14 protein-coding genes are annotated in these 18912 nt (G+C 69.2%); 4 read left to right on the top strand and 10 right to left on the bottom strand.

What is annotated here, in order from left to right:
- Window positions 1-93 precede the first annotated feature (93 nt).
- Both RIN43_RS06615 and RIN43_RS06610 read left to right on the top strand, forming a co-directional pair.
- Entirely contained in the window at window positions 94-1416 is a 1323-nt protein-coding gene (locus RIN43_RS06615) for a bifunctional o-acetylhomoserine/o-acetylserine sulfhydrylase (RefSeq protein ID WP_309128092.1), read from the top strand.
- A gap of 202 nt (window positions 1417-1618) precedes the next feature.
- Window positions 1619-2824: a homoserine O-acetyltransferase gene (locus RIN43_RS06610; protein WP_309128091.1), complete on the top strand. Its 1206-nt coding sequence runs from the start codon at window positions 1619-1621 to the stop codon at window positions 2822-2824.
- Window positions 2825-2851: 27 nt separating this feature from the next.
- Here the strand turns inward: RIN43_RS06610 and RIN43_RS06605 are convergent, their stop codons facing one another.
- From RIN43_RS06605 to RIN43_RS06585, 5 genes are read right to left on the bottom strand one after another with little or no spacing between them, the layout of a single operon-like run.
- Window positions 2852-3496, bottom strand: coding sequence for an NUDIX hydrolase (locus RIN43_RS06605; RefSeq protein ID WP_309128090.1), 645 nt, complete (start codon window positions 3494-3496; stop codon window positions 2852-2854).
- A gap of 33 nt (window positions 3497-3529) precedes the next feature.
- A complete protein-coding gene (locus RIN43_RS06600) occupies window positions 3530-4741 on the bottom strand; it encodes an MFS transporter (protein ID WP_309128089.1) in 1212 nt (403 codons plus the stop codon).
- A gap of 9 nt (window positions 4742-4750) precedes the next feature.
- Complete coding sequence (locus RIN43_RS06595) at window positions 4751-5068, bottom strand: thiamine-binding protein (protein ID WP_309128088.1); 318 nt, start codon at window positions 5066-5068, stop codon at window positions 4751-4753.
- Window positions 5069-5085: 17 nt separating this feature from the next.
- Window positions 5086-6306 (bottom strand): glycosyltransferase 87 family protein, encoded by a 1221-nt coding sequence (locus RIN43_RS06590; protein WP_309128087.1) that lies wholly within the window; start codon window positions 6304-6306, stop codon window positions 5086-5088.
- Entirely contained in the window at window positions 6303-7121 is an 819-nt protein-coding gene (locus RIN43_RS06585) for an ADP/ATP-dependent (S)-NAD(P)H-hydrate dehydratase (protein ID WP_309128086.1), read from the bottom strand. Before RIN43_RS06585 ends, RIN43_RS06590 begins: the two co-directional genes overlap by 4 nt.
- Before the next feature lie 71 nt (window positions 7122-7192).
- On the opposite strand from RIN43_RS06585, the gene RIN43_RS06580 reads away from it, so the two are divergent.
- Window positions 7193-8260 (top strand): NADH:flavin oxidoreductase/NADH oxidase, encoded by a 1068-nt coding sequence (locus tag RIN43_RS06580; RefSeq protein ID WP_309128085.1) that lies wholly within the window; start codon window positions 7193-7195, stop codon window positions 8258-8260.
- A 15-nt stretch (window positions 8261-8275) separates the two neighbouring features.
- On the opposite strand, the gene RIN43_RS06575 is transcribed toward RIN43_RS06580, so the two are convergent.
- The 4 genes from RIN43_RS06575 to RIN43_RS06560 all read right to left on the bottom strand — a co-directional run bounded on the left by RIN43_RS06575 (window position 8276) and on the right by RIN43_RS06560 (window position 13640).
- The gene (locus RIN43_RS06575; RefSeq protein WP_309128084.1) at window positions 8276-9337 is read right to left on the bottom strand and encodes a hemolysin family protein; all 1062 of its coding nucleotides are present in this window, start codon (window positions 9335-9337) and stop codon (window positions 8276-8278) included.
- Window positions 9334-10650: a hemolysin family protein gene (locus RIN43_RS06570; protein WP_309128083.1), complete on the bottom strand. Its 1317-nt coding sequence runs from the start codon at window positions 10648-10650 to the stop codon at window positions 9334-9336. Before RIN43_RS06570 ends, RIN43_RS06575 begins: the two co-directional genes overlap by 4 nt.
- A 314-nt stretch (window positions 10651-10964) precedes the next feature.
- Window positions 10965-11939, bottom strand: a complete 975-nt coding sequence (locus RIN43_RS06565; protein ID WP_309128082.1) for a hypothetical protein — start codon at window positions 11937-11939, stop codon at window positions 10965-10967.
- 240 nt (window positions 11940-12179) lie between these two features.
- On the bottom strand, window positions 12180-13640 hold the full coding sequence (locus RIN43_RS06560) for a GuaB1 family IMP dehydrogenase-related protein (protein WP_309128081.1): 1461 nt from the start codon (window positions 13638-13640) through the stop codon (window positions 12180-12182).
- A gap of 161 nt (window positions 13641-13801) precedes the next feature.
- On the opposite strand from RIN43_RS06560, the gene RIN43_RS06555 reads away from it, so the two are divergent.
- Entirely contained in the window at window positions 13802-17458 is a 3657-nt protein-coding gene (locus tag RIN43_RS06555) for a multifunctional oxoglutarate decarboxylase/oxoglutarate dehydrogenase thiamine pyrophosphate-binding subunit/dihydrolipoyllysine-residue succinyltransferase subunit (RefSeq protein WP_309128080.1), read from the top strand.
- Between the two features lie 55 nt (window positions 17459-17513).
- Here the strand turns inward: RIN43_RS06555 and RIN43_RS06550 are convergent, their stop codons facing one another.
- Window positions 17514-18806: an APC family permease gene (locus RIN43_RS06550; RefSeq protein ID WP_309128079.1), complete on the bottom strand. Its 1293-nt coding sequence runs from the start codon at window positions 18804-18806 to the stop codon at window positions 17514-17516.
- Window positions 18807-18912 lie beyond the last annotated feature (106 nt).

Below are 18912 nucleotides of genomic sequence, written 5' to 3'. Positions count from 1 at the left end.
TGTTGTTGACGAGCGCGGCCTGTCCGTACTCTCGCTGGAAGGCATCAGCCGCACGACCACCCTGAACATCCATCTCAGACCCGGGAGAACCTCATGTCCGCACCCGAGAACTGGCGCTTCGAGACCAAGCAGATCCACTCGGGCGCCGCGCCCGACCCGGTCACCAAGTCGCGCGCGACGCCGATCTACCAGACGACGTCGTACGTGTTCGACAACGCCGACCACGCCGCGAACCTGTTCGCCCTGGCCGAGTTCGGCAACATCTACACCCGCATCCAGAACCCCACGCAGGACGTGCTCGAGCAGCGCCTCGCGGCGCTCGAGGGCGGCACCGGCGCCCTGGTGCTCTCCAGCGGCCAGGCGGCTGCCACCTTCGCCGTGCTGAACATCGCCCAGGCGGGTGACCACATCGTCTCCTCGAGCTCGATCTACGGCGGCACCTACAACCTCTTCAAGTACACGCTCGCCAAGCTCGGCGTCGAGGTCACCTTCGTCGAGAACCAGGACGACCCCGAGGAGTGGCGCTCCGCCGTGCGCCCGAACACGAAGCTGTTCTTCGCCGAGACGATCGGCAACCCGAAGATCAACGTGCTCGACATCCGCACGATCGCCGACATCGCGCACGACAACAGCCTGCCGCTGATCGTCGACAACACGATCGCGACCCCGTACCTGATCCGTCCGTTCGAGCACGGCGCCGACATCGTCGTCCACTCGGTCACCAAGTTCCTCGGCGGTCACGGCACCACGATCGGCGGCGCGATCGTCGACGGCGGCTCGTTCGAATGGTCGAAGAACGTCGAGAAGTTCCCCGGTCTCACCGAGCCCGACCCCTCCTACCACGGGGCCAGCTACACCACCGCGGTCGGCGACGGCCTGGCGTACATCATCAAGGCCCGCGTGCAGCTGCTGCGCGACCTCGGCTCCGCGATCGCACCGCAGAGCGCCTGGAACCTCATCCAGGGCATCGAGACGCTCTCGCTGCGCGTCGAGCGTCACGTGCAGAACGCGCAGGAGATCGCCGAGTGGCTCGAGAACCACGACGACGTCGCGAGCGTGAACTACTCCGGCCTGCCCTCGTCGCCCTGGTACGCGAAGGCGAACGAGTACGCCCCCAAGGGCGTCGGCGCGGTGCTCTCGTTCGAGCTCAAGGGTGGCGTGGAAGCCGGCCGCGAGTTCGTGAACAGCCTGTCGCTGTTCAGCCACCTCGCCAACATCGGCGACGTCCGCTCGCTGGTCATCCACCCCGCATCCACCACGCACTCGCAGCTGTCGCCCGAGCAGCAGCTCACCGCCGGCGTCACCCCGGGCCTGGTGCGCCTGTCGGTCGGCCTCGAGAACGTCGACGACCTCAAGGCGGACCTCGACACGGCGCTCACCGCGGCACGGCGCGTCGCGGAAGCCGCTCGCGCCTGACCTCCTCGTCGGAAGGCGGATGCCCCGGACTGCGGTCCGGGGCATCCGCCTTCTCCGTCCCCGGGTTGCTCCGCCGGAGCCGGCCCGGAAGGCGGTTTCTCGCCTGTCAAGGGCGCCGTTGACCGGCATACCCCTCCTCCCCCGCAGCGGCGGAACGCGTAACGTTCAGCGGTGCGGCACGCCGGCAGGCGAGAATGGAGCCATGGACTGGCAGACGACCTCCGAGGACACGGTGCCTTCTGCGCCGGTGACGGAGGCCGACGTCCGCCTGCTCCGCGCGCGACCGCCTGCCACAGGAGCCTGGCGCGACGGCGACCCCGCCGGTCATCGGCGGTTCACCTACCTGGGCGACTTCCGCACCGAGAACGGTGCCGACCTTCCCGGCACCAGGCTGGCCTGGGAGTCGTGGGGCGAGTTGAACGAGGAGCGCGACAACGCGGTGCTCATCCTTCACGCGCTCACCGGCGACAGCCACGTGCGCGGCGCTGCCGGCGCAGGACACCCGACGGCCGGATGGTGGGAGGACATCGTCGGGCCGGGGGCGCCGGTCGACACCGACCGCTGGTTCGTGATCGCTCCGAACATGCTGGGCGGTTGCCAGGGTTCCACAGGACCCGCGAGCATCGCACCCGACGGGCGGGAATGGGCTTCGCGATTCCCATACCTCACCATCCGAGATCAGGTCTCGGCGCAGGTCCGCCTGGCCGACGCGCTGGGCATCGCACGCTGGGCGGCCGTGATCGGCGGCTCCATGGGCGGCATGCACGCGCTGGAGTGGGCGATCATGCAGCCGGAGCGGGTGGAGCGGCTCGCGGTGCTCTCGTCACCGCCGGTGACGACGGCCGATCAGCTGGCCCTCAACTTCGTGCAGCTCGAGACGGTGCGCATGGACCCGCGCTTCGCCGGCGGGGAGTACTACGACGCAGCGCTGGGCGAAGGACCGCACCGGGGTCTCGCGCTGGCCCGGCGCATGGCACTGCTGAACTACCGCAGCCCCGTCGAGCTCAACCAGCGCTTCCAGCGGTCGTGGCAGTCGGGGGTCTCGCCCCTCGGCCGCGGAGGCAGGTTCGCCGTGGAGTCGTATCTCGACTTCCACGGCAACAAGTTCACCAGACGATTCGACGCGAACAGCTATCTCACCGTGGTCGAGGCGATGAACTCGCACGATGTCGGCCGCGACCGCGGCGGTGTCGAGGAAGCGCTGCGCACGATCACCGCGACCTCGGTGGTCATCGGCATCGACACCGATCGGCTCTTCCCCGTCGACGGGCAGCAGCGCATCGCGCGCAGCATCCCGAACCTGATGGGCGACGAGGCGATCGTGCTCAACAGCGACTTCGGGCACGACGGCTTCCTCATCGAGACGGATGCCGTGGGCGAGCACCTGCGCCGGCTTCTCGACGCCTGAGTCCGCCGGCGACGTATCGACGATCCGTCAGGTTCGTTCGTAGCGCCACGGCAGCACGCCGGTGGTCAGGCGATGGCGGGCACCGAACACGCCAGGTCCACCCGGATGCTCCTCATCGCCGTGCCACGTGAAGAGCATCCCGTCACCGACGGGCGTCATATGAGTGGCGAAGTGCTCCGGCTCGCCGAGCGAGGCGTAGGCCGCGTCGACCGAGCGGTGCCCGATCAGAGACCGCAGCGTCACCCACGTGGGAGGGAAGAGCGTGATCGACCCGTCGACATGTCCGTCGAACGCCCGCTCAGGCGTCAGCCAGGTCGCGTCCGCGATCTCCCCTGCGTTCAGGTGCAGTTCGTCACCGACGTCGCGGGCGAGGAAGAACCAGGTGCTGATGCGCACCGGCGCCTGCGGCGGCGGAGTCCAGTGCGAGAGCACGGCGGGATCAGCGATCCGGATGCCGGCCTCCTCGTGCGCCTCGCGCACCGCGGCGCGGCGGGCGGCATCCGTCTCGGTCTCGCCCTCGATCCGATCGGAGGGCTCCACCTTGCCACCGGGGAACACCCATGCACCGGCGAACGAGCCGACCTCCGGCCGGCGCAGAAGCAGGGTCTCCAACCCGCTTCGCCCGTCGCGAAGCACCACCGCGGAACCGGCGACGGGCGGCGATTCGGTCATGGACACACTGTAGCGACCGGCCGGCGGAGCGCTTCAGACGAGGGCGCGGGCGCGCTCGCTTCGGTAGGCGAGCGTCGCGATGCCGAGACCGAGCAGGGCGAGCGCGGCGCCGACCCACTCGGGAGCGGTGTAGCCGAGGCCGGCGGTGATCACGGCGCCGCCGAGGAAGGCGCCGAGGCTGTTGCCGATGTTCAGCGCCGAATGGTTGAGCGCGGCCGCGATCGACTGGTTGTCGCCGGCGACGTCCATCAGTCGCGTCTGGATCGCGGGACTCAGAACGGCCGACACCAGCCCCACCAGCAGGGCCAGCGCGATGAGCAGCACGATGGAGAATGCCAGAACGGCCAGCAGGATCAGCACCAGCGCCAGAGCGGCGAGGCCGCCAAGCAGCGTGCGCCGAAGGTCACGGTCGGCGAGCACGCCTCCGAGCAGGTTTCCGACGGTCATGCCTATGCCGACGAGTACGAGAGCCAAGGGAACCACGCCCTTGGGAGCCCCGGCGACCTCGGTGACCAGCGGGGCGATGTAGCTGTACACCGCGAAGAAACCGCCGAAGCCGATAGCCCCGATCCCCAGAGTCAGCCAGACCTGCGGCACACGGAACACGCCGAGCTCCGAGCGCAGCGTGCGTCCCGGGTCGCCAGGATGCTCCGGCACGAACAGGGCGATGCAGAGCGCCGCCAGCGCGAACACCAGCGTCACCACGAGGAACGCGGTGCGCCAGCCGAACTGCTGCCCCAGGAAGGTGCCGAGCGGCACGCCGACGACGTTCGCGATCGTGAGACCGGTGAGGATGAAGGCCACGCCCTGTGCGCGCCTGCCCTGTCCGAGGACGTCGGCGGCGACGAGGGCGCCGATGCCGAAGTACGCCCCGTGCGGCAGCCCGGCCAGCAGGCGCGCCAACGCGATGAGGCCGAAACTGGGCAGGACGACGGCGAGTGCGTTGAACAGCATCAGCGCGATGGCCAAGCCGATCATCACCCGGTGACGCGGGAACCGGGCGACGGCCCCTGCGATCGTCGGCGCGCCGATGACGACGCCGAGCGCGTACATCGAGATGAGCACGCCGGCCTGGCCGATCGCCTGCTCCTGGCTCTGCGCCCAGAGCGCAGGGAGAAGATCAGCGGCCACATCCGGGAGCAGCCCCATCATGACGAATTCGGTCATGCCGATGCCGAAGCTGCCTATGGCGAGGGAGAGGAGCGCCCTCATCGCCGCCCCCCTCGAGAGATTCGAGGGAGTCACCCGCCGATTCTACCGGTCGGCGACGTCGTCGATCGCCGCCTCCAGGCGTTCGATCTTCGCCTCCAGCTCCCCCTCGTAGCCGGGCCGGATGTCGGCCTTCAACACGAGCGACACGCGTGACCCGAAGGGCATGACCGCTTCCGTCGCACGTTTCACGACCTCCATCACGCTGTCCCAGTCGGGTCCTTCGATCTCGGTGAACATGCTGGTGGTGCGGTGCGCGAGGCCGGAGTCTCGGACCACCTTCACGGCGGCGGCGACGGCGTCGTGCACGGACCCGTCCTCGCGTCCCGTTCCGGACGGTGCGACTGAGAAGGCGATGAGCATGATTCCTCCATAGATGTTCAGGGTTTGTGATGAGCGCGGGTCGGGGTGCGCAGCACCTCTCGCACGGCATGCGCGAGCAGTGCGACGAGCAGCAGGTTGCGAACGGTGATGAGCAGCACCGGCAGCGGCTGGGCGCGCAGCAGACCGTCGTAGCTGAGCGGGTAGACGGCGAAGGTGAGCGCGCACAGCACCAGCACGAGCGCCGCCGCTCCGGCGGCCCGTCTGTGATCGTGGATCAGCCACAGCACGACCGGCGCGATGAGCCAGGTGTGGAACTGAGGCGAGCCGACCTTGTTGGTCACGATCAGCGCGGTCACGAGGGCGAGCGCCAGTGGTGGGAGCAGACGCTGCCAGGGTGCCCCGCGACGAACACGCAGCGCAGCGACCGCTGCGATCAGGGCGACCACCACGGCCATGACCGGGGTGAGCACCGCCGCGACCGCATCGGCACCGGCCGCGCGGACCTGGAACGTCAGGATCTCGAAGCTGTACTCGATGGATGCCGCACCAGACAGGGCCAGCCAGACGAACGGCGTGGCTGCGACCGCCTCGATCTGCAGACCGCGACCGGTCTGCTGCGTCAGGAAGCCGAACAGCTCGCGGTCGGCACCCAGCAGCACCACGACGCAGACGACGCCCGCCGTGACCGCAGCGGCGGCGGTGACCACCCGGAGGCGGCTGCGCATCGCCACGACCGCAGCGACGATCAACGCGCCAGGCCAGATCTTGATCCAGGCTCCCACTGTGAGCAGCGCCGCCGCGATCGCAGGTCGCCCCGCCAGCCACACCCCGCCGGCGACGGCGAGCGGCACCGTGATGGCGTCGATCCGGTACATCGCGATGGGTCCGAGCAGCGCCAGCGCCGCCGTCCAGAACCACCCGGCCATGGCGCGTCGACCGCGTGCTCCTCGGCCCACGAGCACGGCGAATCCGAGGAGGTCGAAGATCGTGACGAGAACGGCCCACGCCACCAGGTAGGAACCCTGCACACCGAGCAGGGTGCTGAAAGGAAGCGCAAGCAGCTGCGTCAGCAGCATCGGCACCAGAGCGAGGTGGGGGTACACCCACGACTCGGTGATCCCGACCATCGCGCCGCCGCTGAGCGCGGACGCCGACCACGGCTGGTACACCAGCACCACGTCGCCCATGGGCTGCGCGGGCAGCACCCACCCGAGCCAGGCGACCAGCGCGTGTGCGAGCGCGAACGCGCCCCACAGCGCGAGTGCGCGCAAGCTCATGCCAGCAGTTCCGCGATGGCGGACGGCAGCATCTCTGCCACGTCCAGTGCGACGATGGGGTGCCCGACCCGACCGACGCCGGTTCCCGAAGCGATCGCGGCGGCACGTCCGTGCAGCCACGCCGCTGATGCGGCAGCCCGGGCGAGCGGGCGACCGGGGTTCGCCGCGATCACAGCGCCGATGACGCCCGCCAGCACGTCACCCGTCCCGGCGGTGGCGAGCCAGGCCGGACCTGACGAGACGATGACCGGGGCTTCGCCCGGTGACGCGACCACGGTGCGCGAACCCTTGAGCAGCACAGTGGCGCCGACGCGTTCCGCGGTCTGGACCGCCTGATCCACGGCGGATCCAGAGCCGGTGAGCCCGAGGTCCTCCCGCAGTCGAGAGAGCTCGCCTGCATGCGGAGTGAGCACGAGCGGGGCGGACGCGTCGGCGGCGAGGTCGAGCGCGCCGGCATCCACCACGACAGGGACAGCGCCAGAGAGGACCTCGCGCAGGGCGGCTGTCTCGCTCTCGCTGCGAGCCCCGGCATCCGTTCCGGATCCGATCACCCACGCGCCGGGCCGGGTGCGCCCGAGCTCGGGACCGGCGACCGTCTCGGGGCGCCTTGCCAGCACCGCATCCGCGGCCCCGCCGAGGTACCGGACGAATCCGGCGCCGGCGCGCCAGGCGGCCTCCACGCCCAGGACGGCCGCACCCGGGTACTGGGCGGACCCGGTGCGCAGCGCCACGACGCCGCGGGAGTACTTGTCGTCATCGGGCCCCGGCGCGTGCACGAACGCCATCGTGTCGGATCCCGTCCACTCGCGGAGCATTCCTTCACGCTAGCGCGGAGCCGACATTCGTGACGAAGCCGTGCCGTCGCCGGGGGCGGTAGCGTCGAGGCGTGAGCATCCTCTTCTCCCCTTTGACGATCCGCTCCCGCACGTTCCGCAACCGCCTGTGGGTTTCGCCGATGTGCATGTACAGCGCACGCGACGGCGTGCCCCAGGAGTGGCATCACACGCATCTGGCGCAGTTCGCGTCCGGCGGGGCCGGGCTCATCATCGCGGAGGCTACCGCCGTGCTCCCCGAGGGGCGCATCTCCCCGCGCGACACCGGCCTGTGGAGCGATCAGCAGCGTGACGCCTGGGCCCCGATCGTCCGCGCCGTGCACGACCGGGACGCCCTCATCGGCGTGCAGCTCGCGCACGCCGGCCGCAAGGCGTCGACGTGGTGGCCCTGGGCGCCGCAGCGCGGTTCGGTGCCGCACGCGGAGGGCGGCTGGACGACGTTCGCGCCGTCCGCCGTGGCGTTCGAGGGATATGCCGAGCCCACGGCCCTGGACGCCGCCGGAATGGATGCGGTGGTCGCCGCCTTCGCCGAATCGGCGCGCCGCGCACTGGACGCGGGGTTCGACGTGCTCGAGATCCACGCGGCGCACGGCTACCTGCTGCATCAGTTCCTCTCGCCCCTGGCGAACATGCGCGACGACGATCACGGCGGATCACTGGAGAACCGTGCCCGCCTCACCCTGCGGGTGCTCGACGCGGTACGCGCCGTCTCGCCTGACGACATCCCGGTGTTCCTGCGGATCTCCGCGACCGACCACGCAGAGGGCGGATTCACACCCGAGGAGGCCGCACAGGTCGGGGAATGGGCCATCGATCACGGCGCCGACCTCATCGACGTCTCCAGCGGCGGCCTGGTGGCGCACCAGCGCATCTCCGTCGGTCCCGGCTACCAGGTGCCGCTGGCCGGCACTGTGCGCCAGGGCGGGCGCATCCCCACCTCGGCCGTCGGTCTGATCACGGCCGCCGAGCAGGCCGAGCAGGTGCTGGCGCAGGAATCAGCCGATGCGATCTTCGCCGGCCGGGAGTGGCTGCGCGACCCGCACTTCGGATTGCGCGCAGCGCACGAACTCGGCGCCGACGTCGCCTGGCCACCGCAGTACGCGCGCGCCGTGTGGCGCTGACCCGCCCCGGGCCGGTCAGCTGGCGCGCCAGCGCTGGGTGGCGTCCTGGACCTCCCCGACCAGCTCCTCGAGCACGTCTTCGAGGAACAGCACGGCGGTGGTCTCGCCGCGTTCGTCGCGCACTCGCGCGAGGTGACGACCGGCTCGGCGCATCGCGGCGAGCGCGTCCTCCAGATCGGTGTCCTCCTGCACTGGCACCATGTGGTGGATGCGCTTGGCCGGCAGCGGCTCACTCGCCCGTTCCGCACCCTCCGGCCCCTCGGCCGCGCGCAGCACGTCCTTGAGGTGCACGTAGCCGATGGCGACGCCCTCCGCATCGACGATCACGTAGCGCGAGAAGCCGTACTTCGCCACGGCGCGCTCGATGTCGTCCGGTGTCGTGCCCTCAGGCAGCGTCACCAGCTTGTCCAGGGGGACGGCGATGTCGCGCGCCTTCTTGTCGGTGAACTCGACGACCGCCGCCACGGTGCCGGCGGCATCCATCAGCACGCCCTCGCGACGCGAACGGTCGACGATGGTCGCGACCTCCTCGATCGTGAAGGTGGAAGCCGCCTCGTTCTTCGGCTCGACCCGGAACAGGCGAAGCACGCCGTTCGCCGTCGTGTTCAGCGCCCAGATGATGTGCCGGAACACCCTCGACACCCAGACCAGGGGCGGCGCGAGAAGCAGCACAGCCTTGTCGGGGATCGAGAACGCGAGGTTCTTGGGCACCATCTCGCCGAAGACGACGTGCAGGAACGACACCAGCGCGAGGGTGATGGCGAACGACACCACCGAGACGACGCCTTCCTCCCATCCGATCGCGTGCAGCGGGATCTCGAGCAGGTGGTGGATCGCCGGCTCCGACACATTCAGGATCAGCAGCGAGCAGATCGTGATGCCCAGCTGCGAGGTCGCGAGCATGAGCGTGGCGTGTTCCATGGCGTACAGCGCGGTCTTGGCCGACCGCGATCCGCGCTCGGCCAGCGGTTCGACCTGCGAACGCCGCGCGGAGATCACGGCGAACTCGGCGCCGACGAAGAAGGCGTTGGCCGAGAGCAGCACGACCAGCCAGACGATTCCCGCCCAGTCGCTCATCGCTCCTCCTCCGCCTCGTCCTCGACCGGATCGGCCACATATCTGATGCGGTCCACCCGGCGCCCGTCCATGCGCACGACCTGCAGGGTGCCTGATTCGACGCGCACCTCGTCGCCGACGACCGGAACGCGCTCCAGCAGGCTCATCACATAGCCGCCGATCGTGTCGTACACGTCGCCTTCGGGCACTTCGATCGCGGTGCGGCTGCGCAGCTCATCGGGTCGAAGCTCGCCCGGGAAGGTGATCGAGTCCACCCGGCGCACGATGCCGGCACGGCTGCGATCATGCTCGTCCGACACTTCGCCGACGATCTCCTCGATGAGGTCCTCGAGCGTGACGATGCCGGCGGTACCGCCGTACTCGTCCACGACGATCGCCACCTGATAACCCTTTGCCCTCAGCTCGGCGACCAGCGCATCGAGGTGCACCGTCTCGGGCACACGCAGCGGCTCAGTGCTCAGCGCGCCGACCGGCACCTCCCCGCGCTTCTCTCTCGGCACTGAAACGGCCGCCTTCACGTGCACCACGCCGGTGATGTCGTCGAAGTCGTCGTCGTAGACCGGAAAGCGGCTGTGTCCCGTGCGCCGTGCCAGCTGGATGACGTCGTCGGCGGAGTCGCCGACGAAGATCGCATGCATGCTGGGCCGTGCCGTCATGATGTCGCCGGCCGTCAGCCGGGCGAACGTGAGACTCCGATCCAGCAGGCTCGCAGTGTCCTTCTCCAACACGCCTTCGCTGGCCGAACGCCGCACCAGCGAAGAGAGCTCCTCGGCAGTGCGCGCGCCCGAGAGCTCTTCCTTGGGTTCGACGCCCATGGCACGCAACACTGCGTTGGCGCTGCCGTTCAGCAGCACGATCGCGGGTTTGAAGACGGCGGTGAACGCGGTCTGGAACGGAATGACCACCTTGGCGGTCGCCAGTGGCAGCGCGAGCGCGAAGTTCTTCGGCACGAGTTCGCCGAGGATCATCGACAATACGGTGGCGATGACCATCGCGACCGTCACCGAGATTGCGGTCGAGGCAGCATCCGGCACACCCCAGGCCTCGAGCAGCGGGGCCAGCATCGTCGAGATGGCCGGCTCCATGGTGTAGCCGGTCAGCAACGTGGTGAGGGTGATGCCCAGCTGCGCCGACGACAGGTGCGTCGAGGTGATCTTCAGCGCCCGGATGGTGAGCGACAGACGCGATTCACCGCGCGCCTGCCGGGCTTCGAGTTCGGCACGGTCGAGGTTCACGAGCGCGAACTCGCTGGCGACGAACAGCCCGGTGCCAACGGTGAGCAGCAGCCCCACGCCCAACAGCACGAATTCCATCAGCTGATCCCGTCAATCAACGACAGGGGCGGGCAGTGGGGGCTGGGAGAAGGAGGGTCGTCCATTGTGCGCCTGATTCTACATAGCCGCGCTGTGATGCGTGCGCCGTCGGCTTCGGTAGGCGCTGCTGTCTTCGCGGCGCCGTCCTGCGGCCGCTCTGACGCATTGCGTGCTTGCTCTGCGCTGCTTGCCCGCACTGCACTTCATGGCCCGCGCTGCACGAATTCGCGACGCGCGAGCAGAGAACAGCAGCGCAAGCGCCGAGCACGCCGAGAAAAGCAGCGTGTCAAGGCGCGCTCCGCGTTCCGATCGCCTCACCGGAGCGCGCCGCGACGCGGGCGCGGCAGTCGTGAGGGCAGGCCTGCCGCGGACAGGATGTCATACAGCATCCCCGGGTCGCGATGCGCCGCGGTGCGCCACCGGGAGAACGCCTGGACGACTCGACGCAGCTCATCCTCGCGATCCTTCTCCTCCAGGAGCACCTGCTGTGGCGTACGAGCTCGAAGCAGTGCGGGGTCGAGGTACTTTCCCGTGCCGTCGAACTCTCCGATGTGATCGAAATCGGGAAAGTAGAAGTCCGCGCGTGCGACTCTGCCGCCGGTGAGGCGGAACTCGCGCTGCAGCTCCGGAGTCGGGAAGCCCATCCTGTCGATCAGCACCCGCGCTTCCGACTCGCGGACCGAGTCGGAGAGCTCAGTGCTGAAATCCAGCGCGGCGGCGGCACGGCCGATACCACGTCGCGATTGGGCCGCGAGGACGCGTTCGATCTCGGATATCGTCGTCAGCGCTCCGCCGTCACGGCGTCGCCACAGGGCCTGGTCGAACGCGATCACGCCGGCCGTGAAATGCGCCTCCGCAGCGACATCGATGGCCGTCTGCGCCGGAGAGGTCACCAGATGACCCCGCCACTCGAGCAGATCGACGCCGTCGAATCCGAGTGCACGCCTGGCGACGGCACCAGAGGACCGGCCGCCCGAGGTCCGGGCTATTCGCACTTCCACCCGATGGGGCCATGCGCCGATGCGATCGATGCCGAGCACCGCCGCCGCTGCGGCGCCCATGAAGACCTGAGGCTTGCGGGATCGATCTGCGACCTCAAGGACCCGCACGAAGTGCTGCTGGATCGGAGTCAGGCGGCGCCACTCGTCGCCCAGCGCGAAGCTCCCCGCGACGATCCGGTGCACGCCGCCGCCTTCGATCAGCGCATGCAGACGTCGTTCGGCGAGGCCCACGCCGCCTGGATCCCGGCGACGACGGACCACGATGGGGTGCTCGGTGTTCGGCGTCATCCCCGCACGATGGCATGTCGACGTCCCCCGGATGCGGCGCAGAGCCTCATTGTGGACAGCGCTCAGCCAACTGCCCGTCGTGGAGGGCGAACAGCGCACGCCGTTCACGCTGTCGTCCTCTGCTCGCGCGGCGGGAATAGACGCAGTGCGTGCGGAGAACTGCAGCGCGAGTCGGGATCCCGCGGAAATGAGCAGCGCGTGCGGAGAAAGCAGGCCGGACGTACGGATGCGGCCGCAGGGCTACCAGCTCACCGGCAGCGCCTTGCCCTCTTCGTACCCCGCGGCGGACTGCAGTCCGACCAGCGCTCGATCGTGGAACTCGTCGATCGTCTTCGCTCCCGCGTAGGTGAAGGACGACCGCACACCCGAGGTGATCATGTCGAGCAGGTCCTCGACACCGGGCCGCAGCGGATCGAGATAGATCCTGGAAGACGAGATGCCCTCGGCGAAGAGCTCCTTGCGTGCGCGTTCGTACGCGTCGAGGCGGCCGAAGCGCTCCTGCACGGCCTTGGTCGACGCCATGCCCCAGGACTCCTTGTAGACGCGGTCGTCCGCATCTCGCTGCAGCTCGCCCGGCGACTCGATGGTGCCTGCGAACCACGAGCCGATCATCACAGAGGCGGCGCCGGCTGCGAGCGCGAGCGCCACGTCGCGGGGGTAGCGCACTCCCCCGTCCGCCCATACGTGGGCGCCCAGCGCCCGAGCCGCCTCGGCGGTCTCGAGCACCGCCGAGAACTGCGGACGCCCCACCGCGGTCATCATGCGCGTGGTGCACATGGCCCCGGGACCGACGCCGACCTTGAGGATCGACGCCCCGGCGGCCACGAGATCAGCGACTCCCTCTGCTGTCACGATGTTCCCCGCCACGAGCGGAATGTCCAGGTCCAGCGCCGCGACGGCGGCGAGCGCCCGCAGCATCCCGTCCTGGTGTCCGTGAGCCGTGTCGAGAACGAGCACGTCGACACCGGCCGCGGCGAGCGCCTTCGCCTTGCCTGCGGGATCGCCGTTGATGCCGACCGCTGCCGCGACCGCCAGGCGTCCGCCGGAGTCACAGGCCGGACGGTACAGACTCGAACGAAGCGCGGAGCGGCCCGTCAGGGTTCCGACGACATGACCGTGATCGAGCACGAGGACCATGTCGGCGCCGGCGGCGTCGACAGCGTCGAAGGCCGCCCGCCCCTCGCTGATCTCCTCGGCGTCGATGGCCGGCGCCTTCCCCCGTACCAGATCGCCGAGAGCGGCATCGGGCAGCGATGTAGCCAGTCGTGCGGCGGGGACGATCCCTGCGACGTCCTCTCGCAGCAGGGGCGCCGGGCCGGTGTTCTCAGCGACGACGATCCCGTGCCCCTCGGCCGGAGGCAGCACGCGCAGCGCATCCGCGGCGCTGGCGTGCGGAGGAAGCACGAGCGGGGTGTCCCAGCGCACCGGCTGGCGCTTCACCCAGCGGATGGCGGCGTCGAGCTGCTGCAGCGGCATATCCTGCGGGAGCACGCCGATGCCGCCGCGACGCGCCAGCGTCGACGCGAGGCGAGGTCCGGTGACGGAGTTCATGTTCGACGACACGAGCGGCAGCGTCGCCGGTGTGCCGTCGCCAGGGGCGAGATCCACCTGCAGCCGGCTGGTCACATCCGACCTCCTCGGCACGAGGAAGACATCGGAATAGGTCAGATCCACGATGGGGCGCTCACCGGAGAATCTCATGTTCATCACGGTACCGCCGGGGGCTCCGAAACGGGCACCGAGCACACGCGCCGTCCAGCCGGATGGCACTAGGCTTGAATGTCGAACAGCGTGCGACCCGATGCACAGCCGGCATCGAGTCAGCACCGCATGGATTCAGCGATGAAAGAGGGCGATCGAGCGTGTCGAACCAGGTGACCGGCGTCAGTGGCGACGGGGGGTTCGGAGCCAACTCCTGGCTCGTGGACGAGCTCTACGAGCAGTTCAAGAAGGACCGCGATTCCGTTGACAAGGAGTGGTGGCCGATTCTCGAGAACTACCAGCCGGATGCCGCGTCCGCGTCAGCTGCGAGCGCATCCACGGCACACCCGGTCACCGCACCGATTCCGGTGATCGGCAGCCAGCCTGTCGCGCGCACCACGGCGAAGCCCGCCAAGGAGGCGCCGATCCCGGCCCAGGCGCCGAAGCCCGAGGTCAAGGAGGAGTCTCCCGCCGACGAGGACAAGGTCACCGTCCTGCGCGGAATGCCCAAGACCCTCGCCGCGAACATGGACGAGTCGCTGACGGTGCCCACCGCCACCAGCGTGCGCACCGTTCCCGCCAAGCTGATGATCGACAACCGGATCGTCATCAACAACCACATGGCGCGCACCCGCGGCGGCAAGGTGAGCTTCACCCATCTGATCGGCTGGGCGCTCATCCGCACGCTCAAGGAGTTCCCGAGCCAGAACGTCTCGTACGCCGAGATCGACGGCAAGCCGTCGGTCGTCGCGCCCGCGCACGTCAACCTCGGCATCGCGATCGACATCCCCAAGCCCGACGGCACCAGAGCTCTGCTGGTTCCCAGCATCAAGCGGGCCGACACGATGACCTTCAACGAGTACCTCTCGGCGTACGAGGACCTCATCAAGCGCGCGCGGGGCAACAAGCTGACCGCTGCCGACTTCCAGGGCACCACCGTGTCCCTGACCAACCCCGGCGGCATCGGCACCGTGCACTCGGTGCCGCGGCTGATGAAGGGCCAGGGCTGCATCATCGGCGCCGGCGCACTCGAGTACCCCGCCGAGTTCCAGGGCTCCAGCCAGAAGACCCTCACCGAGCTGGGCATCGGCAAGACCATCACTCTGACCAGCACCTACGACCACCGGGTCATCCAGGGCGCCGGATCCGGCGAGTTCCTCAAGAAGGTGCACGAGCTGCTCATCGGCGAACGCGGGTTCTACGACGACATCTTCGCGGCCCTGCGCATCCCCTACCAGCCGATCCGCTGGAACCCGGACATCGCGATCGATCTCGCCGAGCGCGTCGACAAGCAGTCGCGCGTGCAGGAGCTGATCAACTCGTACCGCGTGCGCGGCCACCTCATGGCCGACATCGACCCGCTCGAGTACGTGCAGCGCTCGCACCCCGACCTGGAGATCGAGACCCACGGCCTGACCTTCTGGGACCTCGATCGCGACTTCGTCACCGGCGGCTTCGGCGGCAAGCGCGTGATGAAGCTGCGAGACATCCTCGGCGTGCTCCGCGACTCGTACTGCCGCACTCTCGGCATCGAGTACATGCACATCCAGGATCCCGACCAGCGTCGCTGGTTCCAGGAGAAGCTCGAGGTGAAGTACGTCAAGCCCGGCCACGACGAACAGCTGCGAGTCCTTCGCAAGCTGAACGAGGCCGAGGCCTTCGAGACGTTCCTGCAGACCAAGTTCGTGGGGCAGAAGCGCTTCTCGCTCGAGGGCGGCGAATCGCTGATCCCGCTGCTGGACGAGATCCTCCAGGGCGCGGCGGATGCCGGCCTCGACGGCGCTGCCATCGGAATGGCGCACCGGGGTCGCCTGAACGTGCTCACCAACATCGCAGGCAAGACCTACGGGCAGGTGTTCCGGGAGTTCGAGGGCTCGCTCATGCCCGGCAACCAGCGCGGCTCCGGCGACGTCAAGTACCACCTCGGCACCGAGGGCACCTTCGTCTCCGAGGACGGCTCCGAGCTGCCCGTCTACCTCGCCGCGAACCCGTCGCACCTCGAGACGGTCGACGGCGTGCTCGAGGGCATCGTGCGCGCCAAGCAGGACCGCAAGCCGATCGGCACCTTCGCCTGGCTGCCCATCCTGGTGCACGGCGATGCCGCGTTCGCCGGCCAGGGCGTGGTCGTCGAGACCCTGCAGATGTCGCAGCTGCGCGGCTACCGCACCGGCGGCACCGTGCACGTGGTGGTCAACAACCAGGTCGGGTTCACCACCCTGCCGACCGACTCGCGCAGCTCGGTGTACGCCACCGACGTCGCGAAGACCATCCAGGCTCCGATCTTCCACGTCAACGGCGATGACCCCGAGTCGGTGATCCACGTCGCCCAGCTCGCATTCGAATACCGCGAGCGCTTCCACCGCGACGTCGTCATCGACCTGGTGTGCTACCGCCGCCGCGGTCACAACGAGGGCGACGACCCGTCGATGACCCAGCCGCAGATGACCGATCTCATCCAGGCGAAGCGCTCGGTGCGCAAGCTGTACACCGAGGCCCTCGTCGGCCGCGGTGACATCACCGAGGAGGAGTACGAGCAGGCCAAGGCCGACTTCCAGAACCGCCTGGAGATCGCCTTCGCCGAGACGCACGCCGCAGAGACCGGCGCCACCCCGATCGCTCCTGAGCTGACACCGGTGGACGAGCAGATCGGCGCCCCCGAGGTCACCGGTGTGCCGCTCGAGGTCATCCATCTGCTCGGCGACGCGCACGCCAACAAGCCCGATGGCTTCACCGTTCACTCGAAGCTGCAGCAGCAGCTCGACAAGCGCGTGGAGATGAGTCGCAGCGGCAACATCGACTGGGGCTTCGGCGAGCTGCTCGCCTTCGGGTCGCTGCTGGTCGAAGGGACCCCGGTGCGCCTGGCCGGCCAGGACTCGCGTCGAGGCACATTCGTGCAGCGTCACGCCGTTCTGCACGACCGTCAGAACGGGCAGGAGTGGCTGCCGCTGGCCAACCTGTCCGAGAACCAGGGCCGCTTCTTCGTATACGACTCCCTGCTGAGCGAGTACGCGGCCCTCGCGTTCGAGTACGGGTACTCGGTCGAGAACACCGACGCGCTGGTGCTGTGGGAGGCGCAGTTCGGCGACTTCGTGAACGGCGCGCAGTCGGTGATCGACGAGTACATCTCGGCCGCAGAGCAGAAGTGGGGCCAGCAGTCGGGTGTGGTGATGCTGCTGCCGCACGGCTACGAAGGCCAGGGGCCCGACCACTCGTCGGCACGTATCGAGCGCTTCCTGCAGCTGTGCGCACAGGAGAACATGATCGTCGCGCGCCCGTCGACTCCGGCCTCGCACTTCCATCTGCTTCGCCGCCAGGCCTACGCGCGCCCGCGCAAGCCTCTCGTGGTGTTCACCCCGAAGGCGATGCTGCGTCTGCGCGGTGCCACGAGCTCGGTCGAGGACTTCACCCAGGGCCGCTTCGAGCCGGTCATCGACGATGACCGCTCGCTCGACCGCAGCGCGGTGAAGCGCGTGCTGGTGCACTCCGGCAAGGTGCACTGGGATCTGCGCAGCGAGCTGGAGAAGAACCCGAACCCCGAGATCGCGCTGGTGCGGCTGGAACAGCTGTACCCGACCCCGATCGACGAGCTCAAGGCCGTGACCGACTCGTACCCGAACGCCGAGCTGGTGTGGGTGCAGGAGGAGCCGGAGAACCAGGGCGCCTGGCCGTTCCTGGCGCTGGCCTTCGCCGACGTGCCGGGCGACCGGCAGTTCCGCGCGGTCTCGCGCGCCGCGTCCGCGTCGCCGGCCACGGGGTCGTCGAAGGTGCACGCGATCGAGCAGGCGGAGCTGCTGAAGGCCGCGCTCACCCTCGGCTGACGCATAACCGAACGACGGATGCCGTCCCTCTTCGCGAGGGGCGGCATCCTCGCTGTCAGGCCCTCTGGCGCGAACGCAGCATCGCCACTGTCCACGCCGCCGCCGCGAGTGCGAGCGGAACCACCAGCGCGGCACCGGCCAGCGGAAGCAGTGCCAGCGTGAGCACGACGGCGACGATCGCGAACCTGTGTCCGGCGGTGCCGCGAGGCAGCAGCCGGACCGCCGCGATCATGCCGATCACGTAGATGGCGACCATGCTGGCGGTATGGATGAGGATGAACGGCTGGAGGTCGCCGCCGGTCGCGAACGCCGTGACGAAGTACACCAGCACGATCACCCCGGTGAGCATCAGCGCACGGCGTGGCACTTCGCCGTTGCCGACACCCTTCGCGAACCAACGGGGAAGGTCACCGGCCGCGGCCAGTGACGCGCCCAGCTTGGCGAATGCGGCCAGGTAGACGTTCATCACGCCGAGGGCAACGATTCCCGCAGCGGCTCCGATCAGTGCGGGCGCTGCGGGCAGGTCGCCGGACCTGGCGAGATCGAGCAGGACCACATCGCCTTCGCCAGCGCGAGCGCCCAGCGCCCCGACCGTCACGATCTGCAGCGCGAGGTAGCTCGCGCCCGACAGCACCAGGGTGACCGCGGTGGCGATCGGAATGGTACGACCCGGATGGCGGAACTCGCCCGAGATGTGGGTGCCGACCTCCCAGCCTGCGAACGCCCACACGAACATCACGATCGCGGTCCCCACCCCTCCCCAGCCGTGCGGAAGGAAGGGCTGGAAGCGCGACGCTTCGACAGCCGGCGCCGCGACCGCCAGAACGGTGATGACCACGGCCATGAGCAGCGCCGTCAGCGCGAGCTGCGCCCAGCCCGCCACATGCACGCCGAACAGGTTCGCGACGAAAGGGATCGTCAAGAAGGCCAGCGCGATCAGCGGCACAGCGCCGGCGTCGATTCCGACGACCGTCGCGATGTACCGCGCGCCGAGGAAGGCGACGACCGCGCCGCCCGCCGAGACACCGAACAGGAACCAGTAGCCGGCGGCCCTCGCCGCGGTCGCACCGAGCGCGCGGCGGGCGTAACCGGCCACTCCGCCCGGATCGGGATGACGGGCGGCGAGTGCCGCGAACGCCCCGGCCAGCGGGACCGCGAGCAGCGTGACCGCGGCCACCGAGAGGATGCTCGCCGGCCCCGCGGTGCGCGCGGCGAGGCCGGGCAGCACCAGTAGGCCCGTTCCGAGGACGGATGCGAGATAGAGAGCGATGCCTGGAAGCAGGCCGAGCCGGCCTGCTCCGGCGCGGTCAGCGGACGGCTGAGTCGGTGCGGATGCTCGGATGCTCACGCGCTCACGCTAGCGCCGAGGGCCGACGCCGCGATCGTCGCAGCAGCCGATCGACCTGAGATGGCGGGAAAGCTCCGCACATCGGCCGAATCCTGCCGATCGATCC

This window comes from Microbacterium sp., assembly GCF_031178445.1.
Taxonomy (GTDB): domain Bacteria; phylum Actinomycetota; class Actinomycetes; order Actinomycetales; family Microbacteriaceae; genus Microbacterium.
Note: the sequence above shows the minus strand (reverse complement) of the source record. Positions and strands in the feature narration are given on the sequence as shown.